The organism is Ferruginibacter paludis (assembly GCF_030409685.1).
GTDB classification, from domain to species: domain Bacteria; phylum Bacteroidota; class Bacteroidia; order Chitinophagales; family Chitinophagaceae; genus Ferruginibacter; species Ferruginibacter paludis.
Genome location: NZ_JAUFQJ010000006.1, coordinates 45,832 through 70,198 on the forward strand (window position 1 = coordinate 45,832; position 24,367 = coordinate 70,198).

Consider the following 24,367-nt stretch of genomic DNA (forward strand, 5'->3'; position numbering starts at 1 on the left):
TTACATATCCTTCCCAACGACGTACAAAATTTAACAAGAATATCTTTACCAAATTCTATTATTATTGAAGTGGATATCTTTAATAATAAGGTACACATCCGCAGGTAAAACGGAAAATTTAATGATAATAAAAGATAAAGAAGATCAAATACTGCTTTCAATAAGTACTGAAATTGCCCGTATAAGGGGCAAAGAGGATATGTTGCACCTTATACGTAATACTCTAAAAAAATACATTCATTTTGATGATAGTTTTATACTTCTTTACAATAAAGCTAAAAAGACTTTTAAGTCATATATCCATCATGTTGAAGCCCGCCGGTTCGATAATCCTGAGTTTGAAAACCAACTAGGTATTGAGTATCCTGTGTTAGATGATAGTATAGAGAACTCAGGAATACCGCTTGTACAGGATGTTGATTTATTATCATCACTGGGAAACGCCGAGGTGAATTTTATTCATAGCATGGGCATAAAAGAATTTGTAACTTTAAAATTGATTGAACGAAATGAACTGATAGGGATTTTTGTTTTACTGTCAGAACAAAAAGATTCATTTAACCCTGAAGCTTTGGATTTACTTCAAAGAATATCCTACCCAATTGCAATTGCCACGGCTAATATTATAGCCAATGAAGACATTGCAAAAAGAGAGCTGGAAAAAACAATATTACTTTCCCTAAGCCAGGAGATCTCAGAAATAAGAAGCAAGAGCGATTTATTGCCGGTTCTTCATGCAAAATTAAAAGAGCTTTTTCCGATAGCAGGTTTTGGTATAACAATTATTAATGAAGATGGAAAAACACACAGTCCATTTATAGTGGATCCGGAAGAAGCTATGAAAAGGGATAGCAGTTTTAAAGAACTAAACGATAAAAAATACAACGTTACTGAACCTGTATTTAAACAAGTAATTAATACGATTACGCCATTACTATTATCTGTAGATAAATTGGCAACAATTAAAGGAGCTCCTGAATATGTGTTTTTTTGGCAGAAGACGGGAATAAAGCAGATACTTGGAATACCACTTAGGGTTGGACAAAAAAATATTGGCTGCCTTATTTTTCATCTTCCAAAGTCTTACAAAAACGATATATCTACTAATCTTTTAAAAGGCGTTTCTGCCCAAATATCTTTGCGGCTTTTCAATATAATTGCAAATGGAGAAGTTGAAAAAAGGGAAAAAGAAAAAACCCTGTTACTTTCACTAGGTAACGAAATTGCCTCTCTTCAAACCAGGAATGATTTGTACAGGATAATAAATACAAGCATAAAAAATCTATTTTCATTTAAAGACTTCGGAATAGCACAGATTAGTAAAGATGGTAAAACTTATAACAAGTTTATACTGGAGGCTGAAGAAACTATAAAATATCATGCGGATTACGACTACATAACTTCACAGGAATACAGTGTAGCTGACCCCTTATTCAGCCGTGTAATGAATTCAAAAGACCCTGTTATTTTAGAAGTAAAAAAGCTTGCAGAAATAGATAGAATGCCAGCTTATGTAGGCTTTTGGAAAAGCGTGGGATTGGAACAAATGGTTGCTGTTGCGCTGCGGGCAAGTGGAAAAAATATTGGGTGTGCCTTTTTCAATATTGAGCCAGGTTTAATGACAAATTCAAAAATGAGTTTGCTCAATGGTGTATGCTTTCAGATTTCAGCGGCTATGTCTAATATTATTGCCAATGAGGAAATTGTGAAACGAGAGGAAGAAAAAACAATATTACTTTCTCTGAGTAATGAAATTTCCCTTCTTAAAAACAGAAGCGACTTGTTTGAAATGGTAAATGGAAGGATTAAAAATTTATTTGCAATAGATGAATTTGCAGTTGCCAATATAAATGAAGATGGTAAAACTTATGGAGCTTTTATGATGGATCTTAATTCAGAAATTACAAATGATGTTGATTTTAAAAAGACAACTTCTCAATATTATAACGTGACCGATCCACTATTTGAAAAAGTTATAAGCTCTGAAGATCCAATTATATTTGATGTAAACGAAATTGTAGCCATACCAGAAATGCCAGGCTTTGTTCACTTTTGGAAAAAAGTTGGTCTTAAAAATGTATTATGTGCTGCCCTAAGGGCGGGTGGAAAGAATATCGGCATGGCGGTTTTACACATTGAGAATAATAAAACTATCAATACAAAAAGCGTTTTACTGAAAGGTATTTGCGCTCATTTATCAGTTGCAATCTCAAACATTCTGGCCAATGAAGAAATTGCAAAAAGAGAGGAAGAGAAAACTCTATTGGTTTCATTAACGCTTGAAATTGCTGGTGTAAAGAATAAGACTGAATTATCACAGTTATTAAATACCAAATTAACAGGACTATTTCCCATTCTAGGATTTGGAATTACACTGCTTAATGAAGATAATAAAACACACAGCCCTTTTGTTATCGATGCACATGATGAATTAAAAAACGATGCAGATTTTAAAGAAGTAATAGTTAAAAATTATAGTGTTACTGATGGCGTATTCAACCATATCATTAATAATGATGGGCCAGTTACACTACAGGTGGAAGAATTGGCTGTTATGAAAGAAGCCCCTGCTTATGTAAATTTCTGGGGAAAAATGGGGGTAAAGAAAGTTATAGGTATTGCGGTAAAGGCAGGTGATCACATCCTTGGTTGTTTTATTTTATTACATGACCCTCATTCTAATAACAACATAAATACAAATCTGCTTAAGGGTGTTTGTGCACAAATTTCTGTTGCCATTTCAAATATTCTTGCCAATGAAAATATTATAAGAAGAGAAACTGAAAGAGAATTTTTATTAACATTAAATATGGATCTTGCAGCAGTAAGAACTAACGACGAACTAATAATTATAATAACCAAAAAGCTTAAAAAGGTTCTCTCTTTCAGCCATGCACATCTTGCCAAAATCAATGAAGATAAAACTACTGTTAGTCCATTTTTATACGATCCTGAATCAAAAAGTAAACTTCATCCTCTCTATAAAAACTTAAAGGGCGGAAAATTTACCATCCAGGATGGCATTCTTAATAAATCGCTTGCAACCGCAGAGCCAACTATTGTTGATTTGGAAAAGATAAAGCAACAACAGGAACTGCCATTATACGGAACTGTCAACTATGAGAGTGGTATCAGGCAAATCGTAACCACCCGCTTTTACAAAGACCAGGAGATATTCGGGTTCTGGATGATATTCTTCGATAGAGAGATTGAACTTGATCCAAGTAAATCAAGCCTCATTAAAGGAATTTCGGATCAGATGTCAATAGCAGTTTCAAATATTTTTGCCAATCAGGAAATACAGACGAGACAAGAGGAAAAATCGAGGTTACTTTCTTTCAGTAATCTACTGGCCTCCGTAAAGGATAAAGTAATATTGTCAAAAATTTTGCAGCAGCAACTAAAGGACTTATTCGAAATAGATGACTATACGATTCACGCCCTTAGCCCCGACAAAAAAACTTATTACCCTCTTTTTTATGACCGTGATGCAGCATTTACAAAATTTCCTGATTTTATAAAAATCGTTAACTCAAAAAATGAAGTAAATGACGGAATTATCAATAAAGTTCTTGAATCAGAGGAGCCGGTTAGTTTTATAGTTGATGATTTATTTAGATTATCACAAAAACCTCTATACGTCAATATGTGGAAAAAAATGGGCGTAAAAAAAATAACTGGTATTCGAATCCGGTTGGGGCAGGAAAATATTGGGTTTATGAGATTCAGGCAAAATGATGCTACTCAACTTACGATACAGGCACCACTTTTTAACAGTATTTGTTCGCAGATTGCTGTTGTCATTTCCAATGTGCTTGCTGATGATGAAATAAAAGGGAGGGAAAAAGAAAAATCAATGTTGCTGGAGTTTAGTAATGCGATGGCCTCTGTAAGCGATAAAAAAATGCTGGGTAGGATTTTAAAGCAGCAACTGGAAGACCTTTTCTCGATAGATTTTTTCGTCGTTCATGCTATAAGCAAAGATAAAAAACAATTCAGGCCGATAATCTATGACCCGGATGCTGATTTTGCAAAACACCCGGACTTTGTCAGAAGAGCTAATGTAAGCCATGATTTAAAAGGTAGTGTTTTTAATAAGATACTTGAATCGGAAAACCCATTATTTTTCAGCCCGGAGGAGCGATTAGGAAATTTAACCTCCCAGCCCTATATGGCATTCCTTACATCCAGGGGAGTTAATAAAATAGCAAGTATACGGATAAGGATCGGAGATGAAAATATAGGCATATTGGATTTCAACCAATTTGAAAACAACGAAACAAGTATTCAGGAAAATCTCTTTAAAAGTATTTGTTCACAAATTGCAATTAATCTTTCCAAAATTTTAGCTACTGACGAAATACAAACCCGGGAGACTGAAAAGTCCAGGTTACTTGAATTCAGTAATGCGATGGCCTCTGTCAGAGACAAAACAATACTCGGCGAAATTTTAAGCCAGCAGTTAAAAGATATTTTTTCAATTGAGAGTTATGTAATTCATGCACTTAGTAAGGACAAAAAAACTTATCGCCCTTTATTGTACGACATTAATGCACCTTTCGCCAAACATCCCGATTTTATTACAAGGGTTAACTCTGATAACGAAATAAATGATGGCATTTTTGATAAGATACTTGCATCAGAAATCCCAGTCACCTTTACAGTGCTGGAAATGCTACAGATGCAAAAAAAGCCCATTTATGCCAATACAGCCAGGGACCTTGGTTTGCTTAAAGTAACCTGTGTACGCATACGTGTGGGTGATGAAAATATAGCCACACTAAATTTTGACCACAACGAGCAAAATCAATATGTGACTCAACAGCCACTCTTCAAAAGCATCTGTTCTCAGATAGCTATTATTATTTCAAATGTGCTTGCAGATGATGAAATAAAAGGAAGGGAAAAGGAAAAATCAATGTTGTTGGAATTCAGTAATGCAATTGCTTCGGTACGAGACAAAAATGTTTTGGCAAAAATTCTAAAAAAACAACTGACAGACTTATTCTCAATAAAAGACTACGTTATTCATGCATTGAGTGATGATAAAAAAACGCACCGGCCCATTTTATATGATTCGGAGGCCGATTTTGCAAAACATCCGGACTTTATAAAATTGGTTGATCAGGATACAGATGTGAATGATGGGATTTTTAATAAAATTCTTAGTTCAGATAATCCGGTTTCATTCAATGTAGAAGAATGGTTTAATTCACCCGCGCCCCCTGTATATGCAAATGCAGCAAGGGATATTGGTTTAAAAAACATGGCCGGTATTCGGATACGAATCGGAAATGAAAACATTGCTGTTATGAATTTCAGGCAAGATGAATTAAACCGGCCAGCTCTTGAGGCCCCTCTATTTAAGAGTATATGTTCTCAATTATCAATTACCGTATCTAATATAATTGCCAATGAAAAAGTAAGTAACCAATTATTTGAAATTAACAGGTATAAACAACAGCTTGAGGATGAAAAAATATATTTAAAGGAAGAAATTGAAACCAGTCAAAATTTTTCGGAGATGATTGGGGAGAGTGCCGAAATGAAGAAAGTATTCCGGCTGATACAACAAGTTTCCGCATCAGACAGCACCGTTTTAATATTGGGTGAAACTGGCACGGGGAAAGAATTGGTAGCACGGGCCATACATAATTTATCACCGCGTAAAAATAAACTAATGGTGAAAGTAAACTGTGCTGCCTTGCCGGTTAATTTAATAGAAAGTGAATTATTTGGCCATGAACGAGGCAGCTTTACTGGCGCTACAGAACGCAGGATTGGTAAATTTGAACTGGCACACCAGGGCACATTATTCCTGGATGAAATTGGAGAAATGCCGCTGGAATTACAAGTTAAATTACTTCGGGCCCTCCAGGAAAAAGAAATAGAAAGGGTCGGAGGAAAAGTTACCATTAAAATTGATGTAAGGATTATAACTGCCACAAACCGAAACCTTGAAAAATTAATGGAAGAAGGAAAATTTAGAAGCGACTTGTACTACCGGTTAAATATTTTCCCTATCAGTTTGCCGCCACTCAGAAAACGCAGCGAAGATATTCCTTCCCTTGCTTCACATTTTGTAAGGCGGTTTTCAAAAAAGACCGGCAAGCGAATTAATACGTTTAGTAATAAAGCCCTGCAGGAACTTACTCAATATAACTGGCCGGGAAATATAAGGGAGCTTGAACATTTAATTGAACGCAGTGTACTTCTTGCCACAACAGACACTATTAAGGAAATACATCTTCCAATGCAAAATAAAAATACTCTTGCTGCAAAAACCCAGCAAGACATCCCTATTAAAACAATTGATGAAAACGAACGTGAATATATTTTAAAAGTATTAAAGCATGTTAAAGGACGAATTTCTGGCGAAGGGGGGGCTGCAGCTTTATTAGGCCTACCCCCTAGTACACTTAACTCAAGAATAAAACGATTAGGGATCCGTAAGGAACACCTTGGTTAAATACCAGGTAAATCATTTTAAAAAGTTCAGAAATTTTTTTCAGGTATATCTACGATTAAAATAATACACAATCAACCCTTGTACCTATTATCTAAATGCAGCACTACCGGTATTACTCAAATAATTGCAGGTTTTGTATAAACTCTCAAAATCTTCAAAGCCATTATATCGGTGACCGTTAATAAAAAAAGTAGGTGTACAATCCACCCCGCTTTTTACTCCGCTTTCAAAATCATTAATTACTTTGTGAATTAATTTTTTATACTCCCGGCTATTTTCAAACAAGTTCATATCAAGTTCAATCCTTTCTGCAAATCTTGAGAATGAACTTTTTATCAGGTATTTCTGATTCTCAAATATCAAATCATGCATTTCCCAAAACTTTCCCTGCAATGCTGCAGCTTCTGAAGCAACTGCCGCATCCAGCGCAAAACGATGCAATGTCAAAAGGGGAAAATGGCGAAATACGAATTTTAATTTATTACCCAGGTATTGTTGAAGCAACTTTATAGACGTATAAACCTCTCCACAAAATTCACATTGAAAATCTCCATATTGAACTAATTCCAATGGAGCAATTAAAGCACCTGTAAAATTATCCCGGTTTATATTAAAAGGTAATTTAAGCATGTTACTCATAAAATTAAATTTTGGTCTTTAAAGTTTTATAGCACTTTTTGGCTATTAATTTATCGCTCTAACCGAATAACCTTATTAATAAAGTCTTAGTATCGAATTTAAATGAATGTTGAATGTGCTAAAGAATTAAGAGCTTATGCAACAAGAATATTCAACCTGAATTCAGAGGGGGGGTATCCAAATTGTGATTTGAAAAGTCTTGAAAAATGAGCTATACTTTCAAATCCTAAAGTGTAACAAATATCTGTTACTGTCATAGTGGTACTTGTTAAAAGTTCCTGTGCTTTTTCCAACCTTTTCTTTCTTATCCATTGCGAAGGCGGCATATTGTAAATAGCCTGAAAATCCCTCCTAAAACTTGACAAACTTCTCCCTGCTAAAACCGCAAGCTGACTTAGCGAAAGAGAGTTCATAATATTTTCTTCTACTGTATTGGTGATATTGCTTCTAAAATGTTCTTTTAAATCGAGTACCTGTTCTAAAATTTGCTTATCACTTCCGGCCAAATAAAATAATAGTTCCAATAATTTAATTTTAATTAAACTACACCCAATTTTCTCTGGCTGTATAAAATAGGGTTGTAATGAATCAATGTACTTTAACAATTGTTGATCAGCGGTATTTAAAGTTACCGGCGACACTTCGCATTTTGGTGTAAGACACAACTCAGCCATTTTTGCAAATTCCTTTACCAATTCATATCTTAATGATACTATTATAAATTTATTCTTTGAAGTATTATCTTGTTGCAAATAGCCTGTTTGGTATTCAACTAAAATATCTTTTTTAAGAAATGCCATTTGGTTTTTGTTTACCATATATTCCAGTTTTCCATACCGTATACCAACAGAGCCTTCTGTTACAAAAAGCAAAATATTCTCTTCTAAAAATAGAGTCCCAGAAATAGGTTCATGCAAAGTGTAGGACTCTATGGCTTTATAACCATTTAGTGTTAAACTTAAACGATTGACAGATAAACCGCCTAAGTCAGCCAATTTTTTGGTAGATGCAGTCTGCATTTTTTCAGTATTTAGTTGGTCAAAAAAATATTTTTAATAATAGTAACGGTCGCTAATAAAATATTGGAGATTAAAAAATGGAGATTAATTATAAAAAACTTACGGTAATAATTTCAAATTAAATGCCACAAGTTAAATTATTGATTAACATCAACTTATACTATAGTTAGGCCTTCTGAAGTCACGATATTTCGTAAATTAGCGAACGCACTCTTTAAATATCGGAGGCTAAAATTAAAAGCTAATTAGTGGGAGGGCTTTTTAATAAGTCCTTTACATAGTAGGATACAATCTTAATTCCAGAGAGATTTTTATATCAAAAAAGGATGCCGTATGATGACATCCTTCGTTAAATTAAACCTCACTCTTGTAAGGAAACATGTTGGTTGAAAGAAAAAAATATTACTGTTTTTTATAGGAATAACACTTTTTTGATAGTAAATATAACCAGCATTTTATCCAAGATAAGCCCTTACCATCCAGGCCATCTTTTCATGCTTGCCAAGTAACTGTGTAACAAAATCACTGCTCCCTAAATCTTTGTGTTTGTCAGCAAACAACGGAATTAACCGACGCAGATTATTGATAATAGTTTCATGTGATTCAAGCAAATATTTTAACTGATTTTCCTGACTATTTGTATAATCATTCTCGATTAAATTAGTAAGCTTTAAATAGTCGGCCAGCCTTGCTTCTGTGTAATGCCCTACGGCACGTATTCTTTCGGCAACCTGATCCATTATCTCATCCAGGTCATTAAAATGCTGTTCATAAAATTGATGCATCTCACTAAAATTAATCCCCTCAATATTCCAGTGGTAATTTCTTGCTTTAATGTATAAAACAACTTCGTCAGCAAGTAATTTATTCAACTCTTCGCTAACACCCTGTAAATGAGTTTCCAAAATTCCAATATTTGGTTTCATAATTTTTTTTATTTAAAATTTCGATGTTGATTTTTGGGCAGCTATAAACAACGTTAAATAAGTAAACACAAAATATAATAATCAGATATCTTCATTCCTCCAATTCCATTCAATGGATTTGACAATTAAAGTCAATTGTTTTCATGCGACAATTATTCTGATACCGATTAGAAAGTTTTTATTCCAGTAATATTTTAAACCAGTTAGAAGAAATTTGAAACTCCCTTCTTAAAATCAGTAAAATTTATTCCTGAGCTATTTTTAAAATATTTACTAAAATGAGAAGGATCAAAAAAACCAAGGTTATAAGCAATTTCCTTTAAGCTGTATCCTTCGAAAATAACCTTGCGTTTTGCCTCTAGTATTATTTTGCGCTGGATATGATAACCTGCCGTAAACCCCGAGATTTCCTTAATAATATCGTTCAGATAATTGGGTGTTACAGCAAGCATCTCAGCGTACTCTTTAACTTGCTTTTTTATTATAAAATTTTTTTCCAGTAGCATGAAAAAACTATTTGCCAATTCCATTTTTCTTGAATAAAAATTAGTCTTACGTTCATTGTCAAACTGACGGCTGAGATAGATTATAAATATTTTTAACAGCCCTTTTAATATCTCAACTCTTAAATCAAAGTGGTTTTTAAATTCCTGTAGCATTTCAGTGGCAATATTTCTCATAAAACTATCGATCGAATTGTCTATCTTAATTACAGGCACATTTAAATAATTATTGAATAACGGCGTATTAATTAATTCAGATGTTCTTTTTTCATATAGTTCAAAAAATTCTCTATCGAAACAGATGATATATCCGTTTGAATAATTACCAAGTTCAAGTTCAAGTACCTGGCCGGGCTTTATATAATAAATACTGTTCTCCTCAATTTTAAATTTCGCAAGATCAATGGTAATATCTCCCGAACCCTTTTCTATCCAAATCATTGAATAAGCTTCCTCAAAAATTGAATGGACTTCACCGTCTGTGGTTTCAAGTAAAAAGGATTGAATGGTATGAATCTCAAATTGACGATAATCATTGCCCCTATGATTTCTTTTCGAAATACGGTTTATAAACATTGCTTTAAAATTAGATAGCTTGTTATAATATTTTCTTGCCTCTCAATTGCAAACAGTCATTTCACTACAAAATAATTCTACAGTTTTTCAATAACCAAAGTTTGCATTTCTGAACCCGAATTAGTTATCCAGTCCATTCATCTTATTTGATAAATTAATTCTTTTCAAAGTTGTTGTATGTTATTCCCGGAAACTCCCGGTCATCTGGGTACGGCATCAAGAATAAGAATATTGGAAACACCTAACTCCTGAACATCTACATGATATGTCCTGATATATACATTGATTGCCTTTGCTTACAGGTGTTACTTTGTTAAATCATCATAATGAACTTTATATTCTTTGTCTTTGAATTTAAAACTTCAGAGAAGTTATCAGGGGTTACTAAATAAATGTTAGTTTTTTTTACAGACTAAAATATTTTTAATCTGTATCGGCTTCAAAATTCTTCGGCATCTTATCATATAAAAAATAAAAATCACTATGTCACAAAAAACAAAATGGGAAATAGATCCCACTCACGCAGAAATTGGTTTTAAAGTTAAACACATGATGTTTACCAATGTTTCAGGCAAGATTGGAAAGTATAGCGCTATCATCGAAACAGACGAGGATGATTTTACCAATGCAGTAATTGATTTTACTGGTGATACAGATTCCGTTACTACCGGTAATGCTGACAGGGACGCACATCTTATAAGCCCTGACTTTTTTGATGCGGCTCAATTTCCCAAAATCAATTTTGTAGCCACTTCATTTTTAAAAGTAGATATAGCCGATTTTGAACTGACAGGTGATTTAACACTGCATGGCGTGACAAAGCCTATAAAATTAGCCGTTGAGTTTGGGGGCCTTATGAAAGACCCCTGGGGTAACATTAAAGCTGCCTTCAATATTGAGGGAAAAATAAATCGTAAAGACTGGGGGCTTAGCTGGAACGCAGCATTGGAAGCAGGTGGCGTGTTGGTAGGCGAAGAGGTAAAGATCATCGCAGAAATTGAATTAATAAAAAAATAAGTACGTAGTTTAATAAATTAGATTGACTTTTTTTTCTGTTACCAAAAGAACAGCATGCTAGTTGGTTAATGCAAACTATGACCATCAATAATACATAGTGGTAAATGCAATCAAAATAAATCATGAAAATATTAATGGTATTAACTTCTCACAGTACGTTGGGAGATACGGGTAAAAAAACCGGCTTTTGGGTAGAAGAATTTGCAGCGCCTTATTATGTGCTGGCAGATGCTGGTGCAATATAACCATTGCATCGCCTTTTGGGCGGCCAGCCTCCGGTAGATCCCAAGAGTGAAACTCCGGAAGCACAAACACCTGCCACGGCAAGGTTTTGTAAAGATGTGGAGGTAATTACCGCTGTGGCCAATTCGTTAAAACTAAGTGTTGTTAACCATGCGGATTATGATGCGGTTTTTTATCCGGGCGGGCATGGTCCTTTATGGGATTAGCGAATGATGAACGTTCTATCCAATTAATTGAAGATTTTTATAACGCCAAAAAGCCGATTGTTTTTGTATGTCATGCACCTGCTGCGTTAATTAAAGCAAAAGCGCAGAATGGCCACTTGATTGTAGATGGTAAAAAGATAACCGGCTTTTCAGATACAGAGGAGGAAGCAGTCGGCCTCACAAATGTAGTTCCGTTTTTATTAGAAACTGAATTGAAAAAACTGGGAGCACATTACAGCAAGGGGCAAGACTGGGGTTCTTTTGTAATAGACGATGGGTTATTGATCACGGGTCAAAATCCAGCCTCATCCCCGGATGGAGCAAAGCTGCTTTTAAAAACGCTTGCAGGTGAAAAATAATTTTCATATTGAATACAAAAAATATTGACCACTTGTTTCTTACTGCCGGAATGATGCAACCATTAAGATTTGGCGTGAATAAATGTTATCAAACAACGTCGTAGTAGTTCAGGATTTACAAGAAAAATCCAGGTACACGTAACTCAGTATTTTAATTCTGGTTAGTTTAATAGCAGGTAATTTTCATTCATTGCCCTGGTGCGGATTTAGGTAGTAAATATCCTGGTGGTGATGTTTAATTTTGCTTAGTTACATTTATGATTTACCAAATATTTTTTTGATTAAGGGAGACTCCATAATGCAGTAAATAGTTTTTTCACTCACTTAAATAACCCGAGATATTTACATGTTTTGTCGTTAGATCTGCATTGTATCCCTCTATTCTCTTTTTTAATTTTAATTTGTAAATAAGTATTCAAATTAAAAATTAATAAGTATGCAAATTGTACATCATAATCCTGCAAGGTTCCAGGTGGGAAATATGGCTAGCGTAGCGGTTCGTTATCCGATAGGTCATTACAGGGTACCCATGTATTTGCGAGGCAAACAGGTGGAGATCATACGGATATTAGGCCGTTATATTAACCCGGAAGAAGAAGCTTTTGGGAGAAATGCCGGCAGCAAAATATGGAGTTACCTAATAACTATCCCTCAGATGAAATTATGGCCAAATTACATGGGCGATGAAAATGACCGGCTTGAAATTGAAATTTTTGAACCATGGCTTGAACATCTTAAAATATCAAATAATGAGTAACGATCACACACATACGCATAGCGATCATGCGCCAATTCTACATGATGAAGTACCCTGTTATTATGAAATACTTGAAATAAGCATCAGGGAGTTATTGGTTGAAAAAGGTTTGATAGGCCCTGAAGAAATAAGGGAGCAAATTGAAGTATTGGATTCCCGGTCACCTGCCCTGGGTGCTAAGCTTGTAGCGAGAGCATGGGTAGATCCCGAATTTAGAAAAAGACTTTTGGATAACGGAGTTGATGCAGCATTGGAGATGGGAATAACCAGTTATGATGATACTGATTTTACCGTTTTGGAAAATACGGATAAGGTACATCACATGATTGTTTGTACATTATGTTCCTGCTATCCCCGGCCGATACTGGGTCTTCCTCCTGATTGGTATAAAAGTAAAGAGTACCGATCAAGAGCAGTACGGGAACCACGTGCAGTGCTCGCCGAGTTTGGAACCATACTACCGGATGAAATTAAAATAGTAGTAAATGATTCAACAGCCAATCAACGTTACATGGTGTTGCCATTGCGACCAAAAGGAACAGAACATTTTACAGAAGAACAATTGGAAGCCCTGGTAACGAGGGATGTAATGATTGGCGTAAAGGTTTTACATAACTGATGGATATTCTTAAACTTTTTATTAACCGTGTAAAATATAATTATTATGTCTGATACAGAACACCTGGTAAAACATCTGCCCAATGATATTGGCGGAGCCGGTTGCCATGAAAAAATATCTATTACTGAGCGCCCCTTGTATCCATGGGAAAAACGTTGTCATGCGTTATTAGATGTGCTAGATTATCACAAGATCGTCAACACGGAAGAAAAACGCCGTGGTACAGAAAACCTGGGAACAGAAATGGCGGGTAAATTAACCTATTACGAAAAGTGGATTGTGTCTGCTTCGAATTGCCTGTTGCAAAAAGGTATTTTAACTCCCGACCAGATTGCCGATAAAACAAAAGAAGTAAGCGAACGATTCAATATAAAAATGTAGCCAATGGAATTCTCAGGTATATTAATAATGCTGATGCTTGGCCTTCGGCATGGCTTTGATCCGGATCATATTGCAATCATTGACGGGGTGAGTGTTAGATATGCCACCACCAAACCATGGCTTGCAAAATGGACAGGTACTTTTTTTGCTGTTGGACATGGCACCGTAGTTACAATTATTGCTGTTATGATCAGCCGGTTTAGTCATTCCTGGAATTTTCCACCAGCGGTATGGAATGTGCTGGATTGGATGCCGGGTATATTGCTGATTTTTGTAGGCTTTTTAAACCTTCGCATGTTGAGGACAAAAGAAAAGTACAGTCCTAAAGGATGGAAGACATTTTTTTTACCAGACAAATTAAAAAAAAGTTCTAATCCAATGGCAATAGTACTAACAGGTGTTTTGTTTGCAATGGTGTTTGATACAAATACACAGGCTGCTGCCTGGGCTTATACTGCAACCAGTCAGTTAAGTACAACAAATGCGCTGTTGCTGGGAGGCTTTTTTTCAATTGGTATGATTACAACAGATACATTGGATAGCACAATATTACACACACTGATGATCAGGTCCGTCAATAATAATACGGTCTTAAATTATCGCAGAAAGCTTGGCTGGATAATCGTTTATATTTCTTTCATCATTGGTGGCTACAAAATTTTGAGCCGTTTAGTTCCTTCAATAGAATTAGAAGAGTCAATACTCACGATGATAGGTATTCTCTTTTTTGTTTTGATGATTGGCTTTTACATTTTTGTTTTGTATGCTGGTTCCCAACGATTAAATAAAAACACCCATGGCAATTAAAGATCTTACCCTGGTTAAAAAACATTTATTCCTGTGCAATGGGGGAAGTTGCAAAATGTTGGGAGCAGAAGAAAGCACTGCAGCAATACGTTTCGCCATTGCTGAATATGGATTATCTGACGAAATACACACTACTAAAACATTATGCAACGGGCGTTGCAAAGATGGCCCCATTGTAATCGCTCAACCTGATGGAATTTGGTTTAAAATGATGGGGAAAGAAAAAGCAGATGCTTTTGTAAAAGAGTTTCTTGTCGATGAGCAACTACCAAAGGATATAGTATTGTATAAATACGGTGCGGATTCAATCCATATTGGTTGACTATAATTCAGTGGCGATTTACCAAGACAGAAAAATCATCTGCATGAATTTATTCTTTAAAGTTGATGTAACATAAAAAATAAAATAAGATGAAGAAAAGTATATTTTTAATAAATGCTTTATTCATCAGTTATTTTTTACCAGCTCAACATAATAAGCTATCTGGAGTTATTATTGACAGTACAACAAAACAACCGGTGTTCGGTGCAACGATATTACTGAATCCGGGAGGCAAATCAGTTTCTGCTGATGAGATGGGAAAGTTTATATTGAACAATATCTCAGCTACAATAATTCATCTCACTATTTCTGCAATTGGTTATGAGCAAAGATATTTTACAATAGTTGCTAACTCTCCGGAACAAATAATAAAAATGAAACGGCAGCAAACAAAATTGTCAGATGTCTTAGTAACATCGTATTCGGGCAATCCATATAAAGTATTGGCAGAAACAGATATTGGAATGAGAGGTGTTGCCAATTCACAGGAAGTGCTTCGTATGGTGCCAGGTCTTTTTATTGGCCAGCACCAAGGAGGTGGAAAAGCAGAACAAATTTTTTTACGTGGGTTTGATGCAGATCATGGTTCAGATATCAGTATTCACATGGACGGAATTCCTGTAAACCTGGTGTCGCATGCTCACTCCAAAGGTTATGCAGATAGTCACTTTATTATTCCTGAAACAATTGAGCGGGCTACTTTTAATAAAGGACCTTACGATGTTGAAAAAGGGGATCAGGCCACCGCAGGTTGGCTGGATTTCAATACGGTAAATAAGCTTAGCAACAACACAATTAAATTAGAAGCCGGACAGTTTAGCACCTTCAGGGCACTGGCCATGATAGATTTGTTAAATAGCGGCATAAGGCCATGCAAAGCTTCCTGGTATGCTGCCACAGAGTATAGTTACAGCAACAGCTATTTTGAAAACCACCAGCATTTTAAAAGGTTCAATTTCTTTACAAAATTCAATTACAAAATTTCCGAAAGGCAATTAATTTCAATATCGGCATCTAGCTTCTGGAGCGGTTGGTTTGCCAGTGGCCAGATACCTGAAAGGGCTATTGATTCAGGACTTGTAAACTATTATGGCGCCTTGGATCCTAACGAAGGAGGAGTGACTTCAAGAACAAATTTTAATATTCAATTAAAAAGCTCTTTAAAAAATGGAGGCCTGGTAAAAAATCAATTGTATTATTCCTTCTATAAATTCGATTTGCATTCAAACTTTACATTTTATTTAGATGATCCCGTTAATGGAGATGAGATAAGACAAAGAGAAAAAAGAAACCTTGTTGGATATAATGGAAGTTATCTACACGATGGCCGGATTGGAAATTTGAAATCTACAATCCTTTATGGTGTTAATATACGATTAGACATCACGAACAATACCGAATTGTCTCACACCCATGATCGTTACGTATTTTTAAACCTGCAAAAACTGGGTGCTATAACTGAACTTGGAAGCAGTATGTACATGAATGAAACGATTAAGCTAAGCGGAAGATGGACTATAAAAGGAGGAATGCGTTTTGATCATTTTCATTACCGGTACAATAATAAGTTTAACAATGATCCTACCTTAAAAGGAAGCGGTATTTATAGAGCATCCAATTACATTATCAGCCCTAAAATAAATATCAATTATCAGGCAAGCACTAACACACAATTATATCTTTCATTTGGCAAGGGTTTTCATACCAATGATGCACGGGTGGTAGTTTCAGGAAATGGCAAACAAACATTACCTGCAGCTTATGGAAGTGATGTAGGAGTACTGTATAAACCTTTAAAAAACTTATTGATACAAACTGCGGTATGGTATAGTTACCTGCAAAAAGAATATGTTTACGCAGGTGACGGTGGCACAGTAGATTTTAGTGGAAGTACTCGCCGGTTGGGTGCTGATTTATCCATTCGTTTTCAGCCTGTTAAAAGTATGTTTTTCGACCTTGATTTGAATTATGCAAATGGGCGTTCATTAAATGAAGTAAAAGGAAATAATTACATACCACTGGCACCTGTTTGGAGCAGTACGGCAGGAATCAGTTACATAAATAAAACGGGATGGAATGCAAGCCTGCGTTACAGATACCTTTCTAACAGACCTGCCAATGAATACTACAGCTTCACCTGCGAAGGCTATTTTGTAAATGACCTCGTGATCAAATACAAGGCACAGAGATATGAATATGGAATGGTAATAGATAACCTCTTTAATATTAAATGGAAAGAGACACAATTTGCAACGGTTACAAGGCTAAAGAACGAGCAGGCCGCGGTCGATGGTATTAGCTTTACACCGGGTACAAAATTCGCTGCAAAATTTAGCTTCAGTTATTATTTTGGATTTAAAAATCTTATGAAAGCGGATAAATAGCTCTTAATAATATTAAGAAAATAATTTGCATGGAATTTATTGATTACTACAAAATTTTGGAGGTTAATAAAACAGCAACAGAAGCAGATATTAAAAAGGCATATCGCAGATTAGCAAGAAAGCTGCATCCCGACCTTAACCCCAATGATAAAGAAGCACATAAAAAATTCCAGGCAATAAATGAAGCTAATGAAGTATTGAGTGACACTGAAAAAAGAAAGAAATATGACTTATATGGGAAAGACTGGCAACATGCAGACCAGTTCGAGGAACAACGCCAACAGCGTCAATCCAATCAGAACACCCAACATTATTCAGGTAATAACGAACAGGATTTTTCCAGTTTTTTTGAATCTATGTTTGGTGGCGGCCAACACAGCAGGCAAACAAAATACAGGGGACAGGATTATAATGCAACGCTTACACTCAGTTTGATTGATGCTACGGAAACACATCAGCAAACGCTTACAGTCAATGGCAAAAATATCCGAATCACTATTCCTGCCGGTATTGAAAACGGACAGATAATAAAATTAAAAGGTTATGGTGCAGCAGGCGCAAATGGTGGCCCGGCCGGTGATTTATACATCACTTTTATGATTTCAATAAACGCGGATTTTAAGCGGATTGGCAACGACTTATATACAAAAGCCACGATAGATTTATATACCGCTTTGCTGGGCGGAGAAACGACTATTGAAACGCTGAAAGGAAAAGTAAAATTAAAAGTGAACCCCGAAACACAATATGGTACCAAGATACGATTAAAAGGAAAAGGCTTCCCTGTTTATAAAAAAGAGGGAGAAGCGGGAGACCTGTATGTTACTTACGAAATTAAAATACCAGTTAACCTTACAGAAAAGCAAAAAATATTATTTAAGGAATTATCTACTCTATAATAATCCTTTGGAAATATGCAAATTAAAATTGTTGGCTTTTAATAAACTTTCTCCGACAATAAACTACGATTTAACAATTTCCTTTAAACTGATAAACTTCCGTTTTTATTTATGAAGCTCTCTGCATTCTTTCCCTAAAACGCCCTGAACAATTACTGGCGCACTCCCCCATTTGTCTATGCTTGTGTCTAATAACAACGGATATTTTGAACTGTATCCACCAAATTCACCGGTTGTAATCCCTACTATTATTTTGCCAACTTTATGATGCCTTATAATGTAAGAACACATAATGCAAGGCTCGTGGGTAGTATATAAAATACAATCAGAAAAATCGGATATACCAGTATTTTTACCTGCTTGTCTGATTGCTTCAATTTCTGCATGAAAAGTAATGTCTTTGTGGAATTTCCCTCCCTCTATCCCTTCGCCAATAATTTTTTCATTTCGAACTATCAATGATCCTACTGGACTATCTCCACGGATCTTTGCAACTTTTGCAAGTTCAATACATTTGGCCATATAAAATTCGTGACCGCTATTTTCTTTATTTATCATTAATTAAAAGTTATTTTTCAAAGTGGCTTTATTTCATTGGCATACATCTCTACCAGCTTTTCAAATGATACCCTATTAGCGGCTCTCCTTGATGGAGAATAAAGAATCAACAGTTGAATTATCCGTTCTTCAAATTGAAATTGACTTTTCAATGGCTTTAGCCCCTTTGGAAATTTAAGATATATATTCTTACCAATAAGGTAGTCCACAAACCATCGGGATGCGCTTACAGCGCCGCTACTGCTTGTAAAAATTATTTTGTTTATTGAGCGGTTTTACTTTAAAATTTTAAAAATATCCATGTACTTAACTGCAGTAAGACTTTCATCCAACGAATTATTACCTTTCCTTTCAATTTCGAATCCCATATCAGTAATACCTACTTTTAATAATTCCAGGATTTGTTTTCTCTCATCAACTGCAGCTTCACCTGATAGATATTTCAATTCTTTATTTACCAGTGTTGACATCACCGGCCAAAATAGATTTTGTTTATTGGGATAAAAGAAATGATATGACCAATTTCTTTTCACAGGGGGAAATGTACCAATAATTAATGTGTTGCTTTTTGCCGGAACATACCACTTCCAGGGATGAATTTCTTTCTGTTTTGATGGTTCGTTTTCTATGGCTAGGAAATTTTATTTTTTAAATGAAGGATTAAAATTCACATCAACTAAATGTTGGTATTCTTCATGCTCTTTTACAAATTTTGAAACGAATGGACAGTAAAGCATAACTTTTAATTTTTCTGAATTTGCGTATTCAAGGGCCGCACGGGCTAACGTTGTTCCCACTCCTTTTCCCCTGAAACTTTCTGGAACAAGAGAGTGCATAAATGCAATATCTCCTTTATAAAACTTGTATTCAATAAACGCAACCTCACCTTCTAAGTCTACTTCAAAACGCTTTTGTTCCTTATTATTTGTAACATTAATATCTTCTTCCATAAAACAACCATTTTTACTTTTCAAATAAAGTTATCTCTAATGCCCAATGATTATTTGATTCTAAGGTTCAGATTTGTTTGGTCTAAAAATAAATTATTTAAATTATCAGGTAAAAATTTAAAGAAATTTTTTGCCGATAATTTCTTCTGCCTTATCCCAAAGCTTTTTTGCCAATACAGCATTATTGGCAAGTTCATTGATAATTGTATAAGCAGGATAACCACTAAGGCCCCTCTCCCCATCAGGCCCATAAAGAGAGCCCTTTTGCACACAGGATGAAACTGCTGCGAATAATGTTGATAAAGCCCCCTGTGCGGTAGGCATCAAAACACCCAGCATATCAATTGCCGCATTGTATTGTTCCTTACTCATGTGGCGGGATAGATTAGTATTTGTAACGCCGGGATGAGAAGCCAGTGACAGAACACTATCGCCGGATTCATCTATTCGGCGTTGCAATTCTATAGTGAATAATAAATTGGCAAGTTTACTTTGGGCATACTCCCTTGCCGGGTCATACCCTTTCTCCATCTTAAGATTTTCAAAATCAATCTGCCCACTGAGATAGGCCAGGCTGGTAACTGTAACAACTCTTGAATTTGGCGTAGCTTTTAGTAACGGGTACAAATAAGCAGTAAGAAGAAAATGTCCAGCGAAATTGACTCCAAATTGCAATTCATACCCTGCTTCAGTTTTTGATGGCGGAGGAACCATTACTCCGGCATTATTAATCAGGATATTTAGCGTGCTATAGTTTTCATTAAACTCATTTACAAAATTATTAACTGATTCCTTTTTTGACAAATCAAGCATAGCGGCCTTTAACTGCCCATAGCTGCTTCTTTTTTTCATTTTAGCGATTGCAGTATTTGCTTTTTCCAAATCTCTGGCGGCTATAATAACTATTGCTCCTGCTTTGTACAATGCAAGCGCTGTTTCAAAACCAATTCCGGAGTTTGCTCCCGTTACAATAACTATTTTCCCCGCCTGGCTACCAATATCTTTTTTGGTCCACATAAATAGAATTTTGATTAATAATTTTTTTGCAAAAGTCACCTTTATTAAAAAAATTAAATTTAGATAATCAAAGAAAAAATTTAGTATTTCAAATATATCTCCGCCGGTAAGATAAAGGCGTGTTGCCGGTGTGTCTTTTAAAATAATTATTAAAGTAAGAAGGATGTTCAAACCCAAGAGAATAACCTACGGATGCCACTGGCCAATCAGTATGTTTTAAAAGTAATTTAGCTTCATTCATAATTTGCTGTTGCAAATGCCAGTTGGTATTTCTTCCGGTTGCTGATTTCAATACCTGGTTAAGATGATTTACGTGTAAGTGCATACTTTTTGCAAAATCCGAAGGCGTTTTCAATAATATTTTATCGGTACTGTCTGCAAGCGGAAATTGCCTGTGTAATAAATTAAAAAAATCCTCTGTAATCCTTTCTGCTGCGTTATAATTTAACTCCAGCTTCTTTTCATCAAGCATCTTTGTCCCCATATGCAGTATAATATTTACATAACTGCACATCAAATCGTTCTTATTCCGGTAGGTATCATGATACTCTTCCAGCATTTTTTTAAAAAGATATTTCAAATCTTTAAATTCAGAAGCAGGTACTTTAAAAGCCGGCATTCCTCCAACCCTGAAAAGGGGTGACTTTAATAAATTATACTGCTGCATCTGACCAGACAAAAAATCTTTTGTAAAAAGACAATCATAACCGGCATATTCCGAAGATGCTGGTTGCCATGTATAAGACAGTAAAGGACCAAAAAACATAAGGCACGGTCCCTTTACTGAAATTGCATTATCATCAAAACTCAATTTACAACTGCCGGTTATTATAAAAGAAATCTTATAATAATCCCTCCGGTTATAAGCAATATTTTTATGCTCTTCAGAATTAACTTTTAAAATTTTGAAATTGTATGACCGGGCATGGGATATTTTTTTCACCACAACTCAATTTTAAATTGTATAAATAGCCCCTTATTGAAAGTAAATTTTCTTCATTCTTTTATACCTGAATCAAAACTGCAAAAGTTGTAGATAACTCACCAGCTTTCATTGGGCCAGTAAGAACCCAAACTGATTATCACCATTTAATACGCCCAGCCTTTGAGCAATTTATTTTTACTATAACAACCCCATTGCCAACTACTTTACGCTTAATTGCAGCCATTACTAATATTCAGCAAAACAACTAACAAAATTCGTTATTATAAATAATTTTCTGCAATCGTATTAATCCATTTTTTTTGATTAAATACGTCATTTCTCTTTTACTTTCAATGTAAATGTATAATTCATATTGAGGCCTTAATCAATCTTATAAAATTTTATTTGAAAGAAAAGCCGAGTCGATTTATACAACAAATTCCGTGAGTCAGCCATATTTTAAAATCATACCATTTTATAATTTGCCGGTAACAGCTGAATATGGGACTAATGCACAGTATCTGTTCGTTTTTTATCAGTTCAACTGATTTCAATGAAAGCATCGTCCGTAAATATTATTATACAGAGGTATGAAGAGTTAATTCATTATAAAAGCTACAACACAATTAATAGTTGTACATTTTTACAAAACCTTCAACTATATCATGGTTTATAAAGAATATTTTTTATTTAAGCAAACTACATTTAAATGTGATGTAATTAAATTATTTACGCCCCCAAAATTTATTCAGCTATTTCACCTTTAAACTTTCTTGCACAAACGATCTTAACGAGGAAAATAAATGAAAATGACAGGACTTGTGGAAATACATTCGCACAATTAATCTTAGTAGAATATGGAGATTACGAATGTTCTCATTGTAGTTTGGCTCATCAGAATATAAAAAAATTACAGCAATATTTTGGAAACCGGATGCTCTTTGTATTCAGAAATTTTCCGTTAACCGAAATACACCCAACTGCAATATCCACTGCCCACATAGCAGAAGCAGCAGGTTTGCAGGGAAAATTCTGGATGCTACACGATTTTATTTTTGAGAACCAGCATAGCGTATGCCCCATGAAGATATTGGAATATACAAGAAAGGCCGGAGCAGATATCAACAAGCTTATTAAGGATGTTCACTCCTACAAAGTGATTGATAAAGTGGAAGCTGATATAGATAGCGGCGAGAAGAGCGGTGTTAACGGAACTCCTGCATTCTTTATAAATGGCAAAAGGTATAAAGGGAGTTATAATTATGAAGACTTATTAGAAGTGCTGGACTTTCGGTATTAACTTTAAAAATAAAATTTATTTGCAACCGCTAAAAAAATTATGATGGCAAAAAAATTAAAAAATAAAACCAAAAACGGCGACAAAAATAATACGCCCTATACAGAAAATATTTACGCTTCAAATAAAGACATTTATAATAAGGCTAAGGAAGAAAAATTTATTGATGAAGACGATCCGGGCAATGACAACATTGCAATGGACGAAGGCAGCCTGGCACAAGATCTTGATATTCCGGGAACAGAACTTGACAATGAAATGGAAAATATTGGCGAAGAGGACGAAGAAAATAATTATTATAGTCTTGGGGGAGATAACCATGAAAATCTGGAAGAAGACCAGGCTTAATTTTTTTCGAAAAAGGTCTTACAAAGTTGTATTGGAGTATTCAATTAAATGGAATTAACCTACTCCCATAAATTTTAAGTACCCATCTTTAACCGACTCAATGTAATCCTGATCAGGCATGGTTATTCTTGATGTTAGGCGTGTTTTAAAATCTTCATTTCCTACTACATAGCGCAATGTATTTGTTCCGTCAGTAGCAGCTTCGTAAATTACAGCAGCTACTTCTTCGGCAGTAGCCAATTGCATAGCGCTCATACTTTCAAATAGTCTGCCTGCAGCCGTAACAAAATTGCCATAATCATCAAGCAATATTTTATTGGCGGCTTTTTCGTTGCTCACCTTGCTGAAATTGGTAGCGGTTCCACCTGGTTCAATAATTTTTACTCCAATGTTTAAAGCAGCCAATTCAAATGACAGCGCTTCTGAAAACCCTTCTAACGCAAATTTAGAAGCCGCATACAACGAAATTAATGGTAGGGTAAAACGTCCGGCACCGGAACTGATATTTATGATCATACCATTTTTATTTTCCCGGAAATGAGGAAGGATGGTACGTATGGTATTCATCACTCCAAAAACATTTACATCAAACTGTATAATAACTTCTTCAAAACTTGCTGCCTCAAACAATCCAAATTCTCCATACCCGGCATTATTTACTACAACATCAATTTTCCCAAATCTATCAATGCCGCTCACGACGGCCGCTGCGATGGTTTCCGGGTCTTGTACATCCAGTTCAGTAACAAAAACATTGTCAAATTTTGTTAACTCTGTTTCCTTTTTTGGTTGACGCATCGTTGCAATTACATTCCAGCCTTTAACCGAAAACATTTTAGCAGTTGCCTTTCCTATTCCTGATGATGATCCGGTAATTAAAATCGTTTTATTCATACTGCATTTTAACAAACATCAAAAGTGACAATTTTATTTAATCCGGGTTTGGCAGAACCAATCATTTTTTTTGATTACTAAATCCATTTAAAATAGTAATTATTAAAATGCTTTAAAGCAGCGATTTAGTCTTTGTATACATTTCAAAATGCTCAGCATTAATATCTTTTTAAGAACTGATTATATACACCGGTTGCCAGTACATATACATTGGATATTTTTTTCAATAAGATAATTTTGTTTAAATTTTTT

24 protein-coding genes are annotated in these 24,367 nt (G+C 35.1%); 14 read left to right on the forward strand and 10 right to left on the reverse strand.

Features of this window, described 5'->3' with window-relative positions; genetic code table 11:
• Nucleotides 1-121: 121 nt before the first annotated feature.
• Entirely contained in the window at nucleotides 122-6,469 is a 6,348-nt protein-coding gene (locus QWZ08_RS10710) for a sigma 54-interacting transcriptional regulator (RefSeq protein WP_290337403.1), read from the forward strand.
• 87 nt (nucleotides 6,470-6,556) lie between these two features.
• On the opposite strand, the gene QWZ08_RS10715 is transcribed toward QWZ08_RS10710, so the two are convergent.
• From QWZ08_RS10715 to QWZ08_RS10730, 4 genes are all read right to left on the reverse strand, one after another.
• On the reverse strand, nucleotides 6,557-7,108 hold the full coding sequence (locus QWZ08_RS10715; protein WP_290337404.1) for a DsbA family protein: 552 nt from the start codon (nucleotides 7,106-7,108) through the stop codon (nucleotides 6,557-6,559).
• Nucleotides 7,109-7,242: 134 nt separating this feature from the next.
• Nucleotides 7,243-8,127, reverse strand: a complete 885-nt coding sequence (locus tag QWZ08_RS10720; protein ID WP_290337405.1) for a helix-turn-helix domain-containing protein — start codon at nucleotides 8,125-8,127, stop codon at nucleotides 7,243-7,245.
• A 455-nt stretch (nucleotides 8,128-8,582) separates the two neighbouring features.
• Nucleotides 8,583-9,053 carry a Dps family protein gene (locus tag QWZ08_RS10725; protein WP_290337406.1) on the reverse strand — a complete coding sequence of 157 codons (471 nt, stop codon included), beginning with the start codon at nucleotides 9,051-9,053 and terminating at the stop codon, nucleotides 8,583-8,585.
• Between the two features lie 203 nt (nucleotides 9,054-9,256).
• Nucleotides 9,257-10,132, reverse strand: a complete 876-nt coding sequence (locus QWZ08_RS10730; protein WP_290337407.1) for a helix-turn-helix domain-containing protein — start codon at nucleotides 10,130-10,132, stop codon at nucleotides 9,257-9,259.
• A gap of 483 nt (nucleotides 10,133-10,615) precedes the next feature.
• On the opposite strand from QWZ08_RS10730, the gene QWZ08_RS10735 reads away from it, so the two are divergent.
• The 11 genes from QWZ08_RS10735 to QWZ08_RS10785 all read left to right on the forward strand — a co-directional run bounded on the left by QWZ08_RS10735 (nucleotide 10,616) and on the right by QWZ08_RS10785 (nucleotide 18,126).
• Nucleotides 10,616-11,149, forward strand: a complete 534-nt coding sequence (locus tag QWZ08_RS10735) for a YceI family protein (protein ID WP_290337408.1) — start codon at nucleotides 10,616-10,618, stop codon at nucleotides 11,147-11,149.
• A gap of 122 nt (nucleotides 11,150-11,271) precedes the next feature.
• On the forward strand, nucleotides 11,272-11,394 hold the full coding sequence (locus tag QWZ08_RS28295; protein WP_290337409.1) for a hypothetical protein: 123 nt from the start codon (nucleotides 11,272-11,274) through the stop codon (nucleotides 11,392-11,394).
• A gap of 3 nt (nucleotides 11,395-11,397) precedes the next feature.
• Nucleotides 11,398-11,598 carry a type 1 glutamine amidotransferase family protein gene (locus QWZ08_RS28300; protein WP_290337410.1) on the forward strand — a complete coding sequence of 67 codons (201 nt, stop codon included), beginning with the start codon at nucleotides 11,398-11,400 and terminating at the stop codon, nucleotides 11,596-11,598.
• Nucleotides 11,589-11,957, forward strand: coding sequence for a type 1 glutamine amidotransferase domain-containing protein (locus tag QWZ08_RS28305; protein ID WP_290337411.1), 369 nt, complete (start codon nucleotides 11,589-11,591; stop codon nucleotides 11,955-11,957). The genes QWZ08_RS28300 and QWZ08_RS28305 overlap by 10 nt, the downstream gene beginning before the upstream one ends.
• Before the next feature lie 436 nt (nucleotides 11,958-12,393).
• A complete protein-coding gene (locus tag QWZ08_RS10755) occupies nucleotides 12,394-12,714 on the forward strand; it encodes an SH3-like domain-containing protein (RefSeq protein WP_290337412.1) in 321 nt (106 codons plus the stop codon).
• Nucleotides 12,707-13,333 carry a nitrile hydratase subunit alpha gene (locus QWZ08_RS10760; protein WP_290337413.1) on the forward strand — a complete coding sequence of 209 codons (627 nt, stop codon included), beginning with the start codon at nucleotides 12,707-12,709 and terminating at the stop codon, nucleotides 13,331-13,333. The genes QWZ08_RS10755 and QWZ08_RS10760 overlap by 8 nt, the downstream gene beginning before the upstream one ends.
• 45 nt (nucleotides 13,334-13,378) lie before the next feature.
• Nucleotides 13,379-13,714 carry an SH3-like domain-containing protein gene (locus tag QWZ08_RS10765; RefSeq protein ID WP_290337414.1) on the forward strand — a complete coding sequence of 112 codons (336 nt, stop codon included), beginning with the start codon at nucleotides 13,379-13,381 and terminating at the stop codon, nucleotides 13,712-13,714.
• Nucleotides 13,715-13,717: 3 nt separating this feature from the next.
• Nucleotides 13,718-14,521 carry a HoxN/HupN/NixA family nickel/cobalt transporter gene (locus QWZ08_RS10770; RefSeq protein WP_290337415.1) on the forward strand — a complete coding sequence of 268 codons (804 nt, stop codon included), beginning with the start codon at nucleotides 13,718-13,720 and terminating at the stop codon, nucleotides 14,519-14,521.
• Nucleotides 14,511-14,843 carry a (2Fe-2S) ferredoxin domain-containing protein gene (locus tag QWZ08_RS10775; protein WP_290337416.1) on the forward strand — a complete coding sequence of 111 codons (333 nt, stop codon included), beginning with the start codon at nucleotides 14,511-14,513 and terminating at the stop codon, nucleotides 14,841-14,843. Before QWZ08_RS10770 ends, QWZ08_RS10775 begins: the two co-directional genes overlap by 11 nt.
• An 89-nt stretch (nucleotides 14,844-14,932) precedes the next feature.
• Complete coding sequence (locus QWZ08_RS10780) at nucleotides 14,933-17,227, forward strand: TonB-dependent receptor (RefSeq protein ID WP_290337417.1); 2,295 nt, start codon at nucleotides 14,933-14,935, stop codon at nucleotides 17,225-17,227.
• 29 nt (nucleotides 17,228-17,256) lie between these two features.
• Nucleotides 17,257-18,126, forward strand: coding sequence for a DnaJ C-terminal domain-containing protein (locus QWZ08_RS10785; protein WP_290337418.1), 870 nt, complete (start codon nucleotides 17,257-17,259; stop codon nucleotides 18,124-18,126).
• Nucleotides 18,127-18,231: 105 nt separating this feature from the next.
• On the opposite strand, the gene QWZ08_RS10790 is transcribed toward QWZ08_RS10785, so the two are convergent.
• The 5 genes from QWZ08_RS10790 to QWZ08_RS10810 form a co-directional block, all read right to left on the reverse strand.
• Entirely contained in the window at nucleotides 18,232-18,684 is a 453-nt protein-coding gene (locus QWZ08_RS10790) for a nucleoside deaminase (RefSeq protein WP_290337419.1), read from the reverse strand.
• Between the two features lie 275 nt (nucleotides 18,685-18,959).
• Nucleotides 18,960-19,154: a hypothetical protein gene (locus QWZ08_RS10795; protein WP_290337420.1), complete on the reverse strand. Its 195-nt coding sequence runs from the start codon at nucleotides 19,152-19,154 to the stop codon at nucleotides 18,960-18,962.
• Nucleotides 19,155-19,325: 171 nt separating this feature from the next.
• A complete protein-coding gene (locus tag QWZ08_RS10800; protein ID WP_290337421.1) occupies nucleotides 19,326-19,634 on the reverse strand; it encodes a GNAT family N-acetyltransferase in 309 nt (102 codons plus the stop codon).
• Nucleotides 19,635-19,751: 117 nt separating this feature from the next.
• Nucleotides 19,752-20,651 carry an oxidoreductase gene (locus tag QWZ08_RS10805; protein WP_290337422.1) on the reverse strand — a complete coding sequence of 300 codons (900 nt, stop codon included), beginning with the start codon at nucleotides 20,649-20,651 and terminating at the stop codon, nucleotides 19,752-19,754.
• 88 nt (nucleotides 20,652-20,739) lie between these two features.
• Nucleotides 20,740-21,594, reverse strand: coding sequence for a helix-turn-helix domain-containing protein (locus tag QWZ08_RS10810; protein WP_290337423.1), 855 nt, complete (start codon nucleotides 21,592-21,594; stop codon nucleotides 20,740-20,742).
• A gap of 781 nt (nucleotides 21,595-22,375) precedes the next feature.
• Between QWZ08_RS10810 and QWZ08_RS10815 the strand changes: the two genes are divergently transcribed.
• Both QWZ08_RS10815 and QWZ08_RS10820 read left to right on the forward strand, forming a co-directional pair.
• Nucleotides 22,376-22,876: a DsbA family protein gene (locus QWZ08_RS10815; RefSeq protein WP_290337966.1), complete on the forward strand. Its 501-nt coding sequence runs from the start codon at nucleotides 22,376-22,378 to the stop codon at nucleotides 22,874-22,876.
• 39 nt (nucleotides 22,877-22,915) lie between these two features.
• Complete coding sequence (locus QWZ08_RS10820) at nucleotides 22,916-23,221, forward strand: hypothetical protein (protein ID WP_290337424.1); 306 nt, start codon at nucleotides 22,916-22,918, stop codon at nucleotides 23,219-23,221.
• Between the two features lie 54 nt (nucleotides 23,222-23,275).
• Here the strand turns inward: QWZ08_RS10820 and QWZ08_RS10825 are convergent, their stop codons facing one another.
• Nucleotides 23,276-24,115, reverse strand: coding sequence for an SDR family oxidoreductase (locus QWZ08_RS10825; RefSeq protein WP_290337425.1), 840 nt, complete (start codon nucleotides 24,113-24,115; stop codon nucleotides 23,276-23,278).
• Nucleotides 24,116-24,367: the final 252 nt, after the last annotated feature.

Coding starts and splice junctions, on each gene's coding strand:
- QWZ08_RS10710 (WP_290337403.1), top strand. CDS start 122: ATGATAATAAAAGATAAAGAAGATCAAATACTGCTTTCAATAAGTACT.
- QWZ08_RS10715 (WP_290337404.1), bottom strand. CDS start 7,108: ATGAGTAACATGCTTAAATTACCTTTTAATATAAACCGGGATAATTTT.
- QWZ08_RS10720 (WP_290337405.1), bottom strand. CDS start 8,127: ATGCAGACTGCATCTACCAAAAAATTGGCTGACTTAGGCGGTTTATCT.
- QWZ08_RS10725 (WP_290337406.1), bottom strand. CDS start 9,053: ATGAAACCAAATATTGGAATTTTGGAAACTCATTTACAGGGTGTTAGC.
- QWZ08_RS10730 (WP_290337407.1), bottom strand. CDS start 10,132: ATGTTTATAAACCGTATTTCGAAAAGAAATCATAGGGGCAATGATTAT.
- QWZ08_RS10735 (WP_290337408.1), top strand. CDS start 10,616: ATGTCACAAAAAACAAAATGGGAAATAGATCCCACTCACGCAGAAATT.
- QWZ08_RS28295 (WP_290337409.1), top strand. CDS start 11,272: ATGAAAATATTAATGGTATTAACTTCTCACAGTACGTTGGGAGATACG.
- QWZ08_RS28305 (WP_290337411.1), top strand. CDS start 11,589: ATGGGATTAGCGAATGATGAACGTTCTATCCAATTAATTGAAGATTTT.
- QWZ08_RS10755 (WP_290337412.1), top strand. CDS start 12,394: ATGCAAATTGTACATCATAATCCTGCAAGGTTCCAGGTGGGAAATATG.
- QWZ08_RS10760 (WP_290337413.1), top strand. CDS start 12,707: ATGAGTAACGATCACACACATACGCATAGCGATCATGCGCCAATTCTA.
- QWZ08_RS10765 (WP_290337414.1), top strand. CDS start 13,379: ATGTCTGATACAGAACACCTGGTAAAACATCTGCCCAATGATATTGGC.
- QWZ08_RS10770 (WP_290337415.1), top strand. CDS start 13,718: ATGGAATTCTCAGGTATATTAATAATGCTGATGCTTGGCCTTCGGCAT.
- QWZ08_RS10775 (WP_290337416.1), top strand. CDS start 14,511: ATGGCAATTAAAGATCTTACCCTGGTTAAAAAACATTTATTCCTGTGC.
- QWZ08_RS10780 (WP_290337417.1), top strand. CDS start 14,933: ATGAAGAAAAGTATATTTTTAATAAATGCTTTATTCATCAGTTATTTT.
- QWZ08_RS10785 (WP_290337418.1), top strand. CDS start 17,257: ATGGAATTTATTGATTACTACAAAATTTTGGAGGTTAATAAAACAGCA.
- QWZ08_RS10790 (WP_290337419.1), bottom strand. CDS start 18,684: ATGATAAATAAAGAAAATAGCGGTCACGAATTTTATATGGCCAAATGT.
- QWZ08_RS10795 (WP_290337420.1), bottom strand. CDS start 19,154: ATGTCAACACTGGTAAATAAAGAATTGAAATATCTATCAGGTGAAGCT.
- QWZ08_RS10800 (WP_290337421.1), bottom strand. CDS start 19,634: ATGGAAGAAGATATTAATGTTACAAATAATAAGGAACAAAAGCGTTTT.
- QWZ08_RS10805 (WP_290337422.1), bottom strand. CDS start 20,651: ATGTGGACCAAAAAAGATATTGGTAGCCAGGCGGGGAAAATAGTTATT.
- QWZ08_RS10820 (WP_290337424.1), top strand. CDS start 22,916: ATGATGGCAAAAAAATTAAAAAATAAAACCAAAAACGGCGACAAAAAT.
- QWZ08_RS10825 (WP_290337425.1), bottom strand. CDS start 24,115: ATGAATAAAACGATTTTAATTACCGGATCATCATCAGGAATAGGAAAG.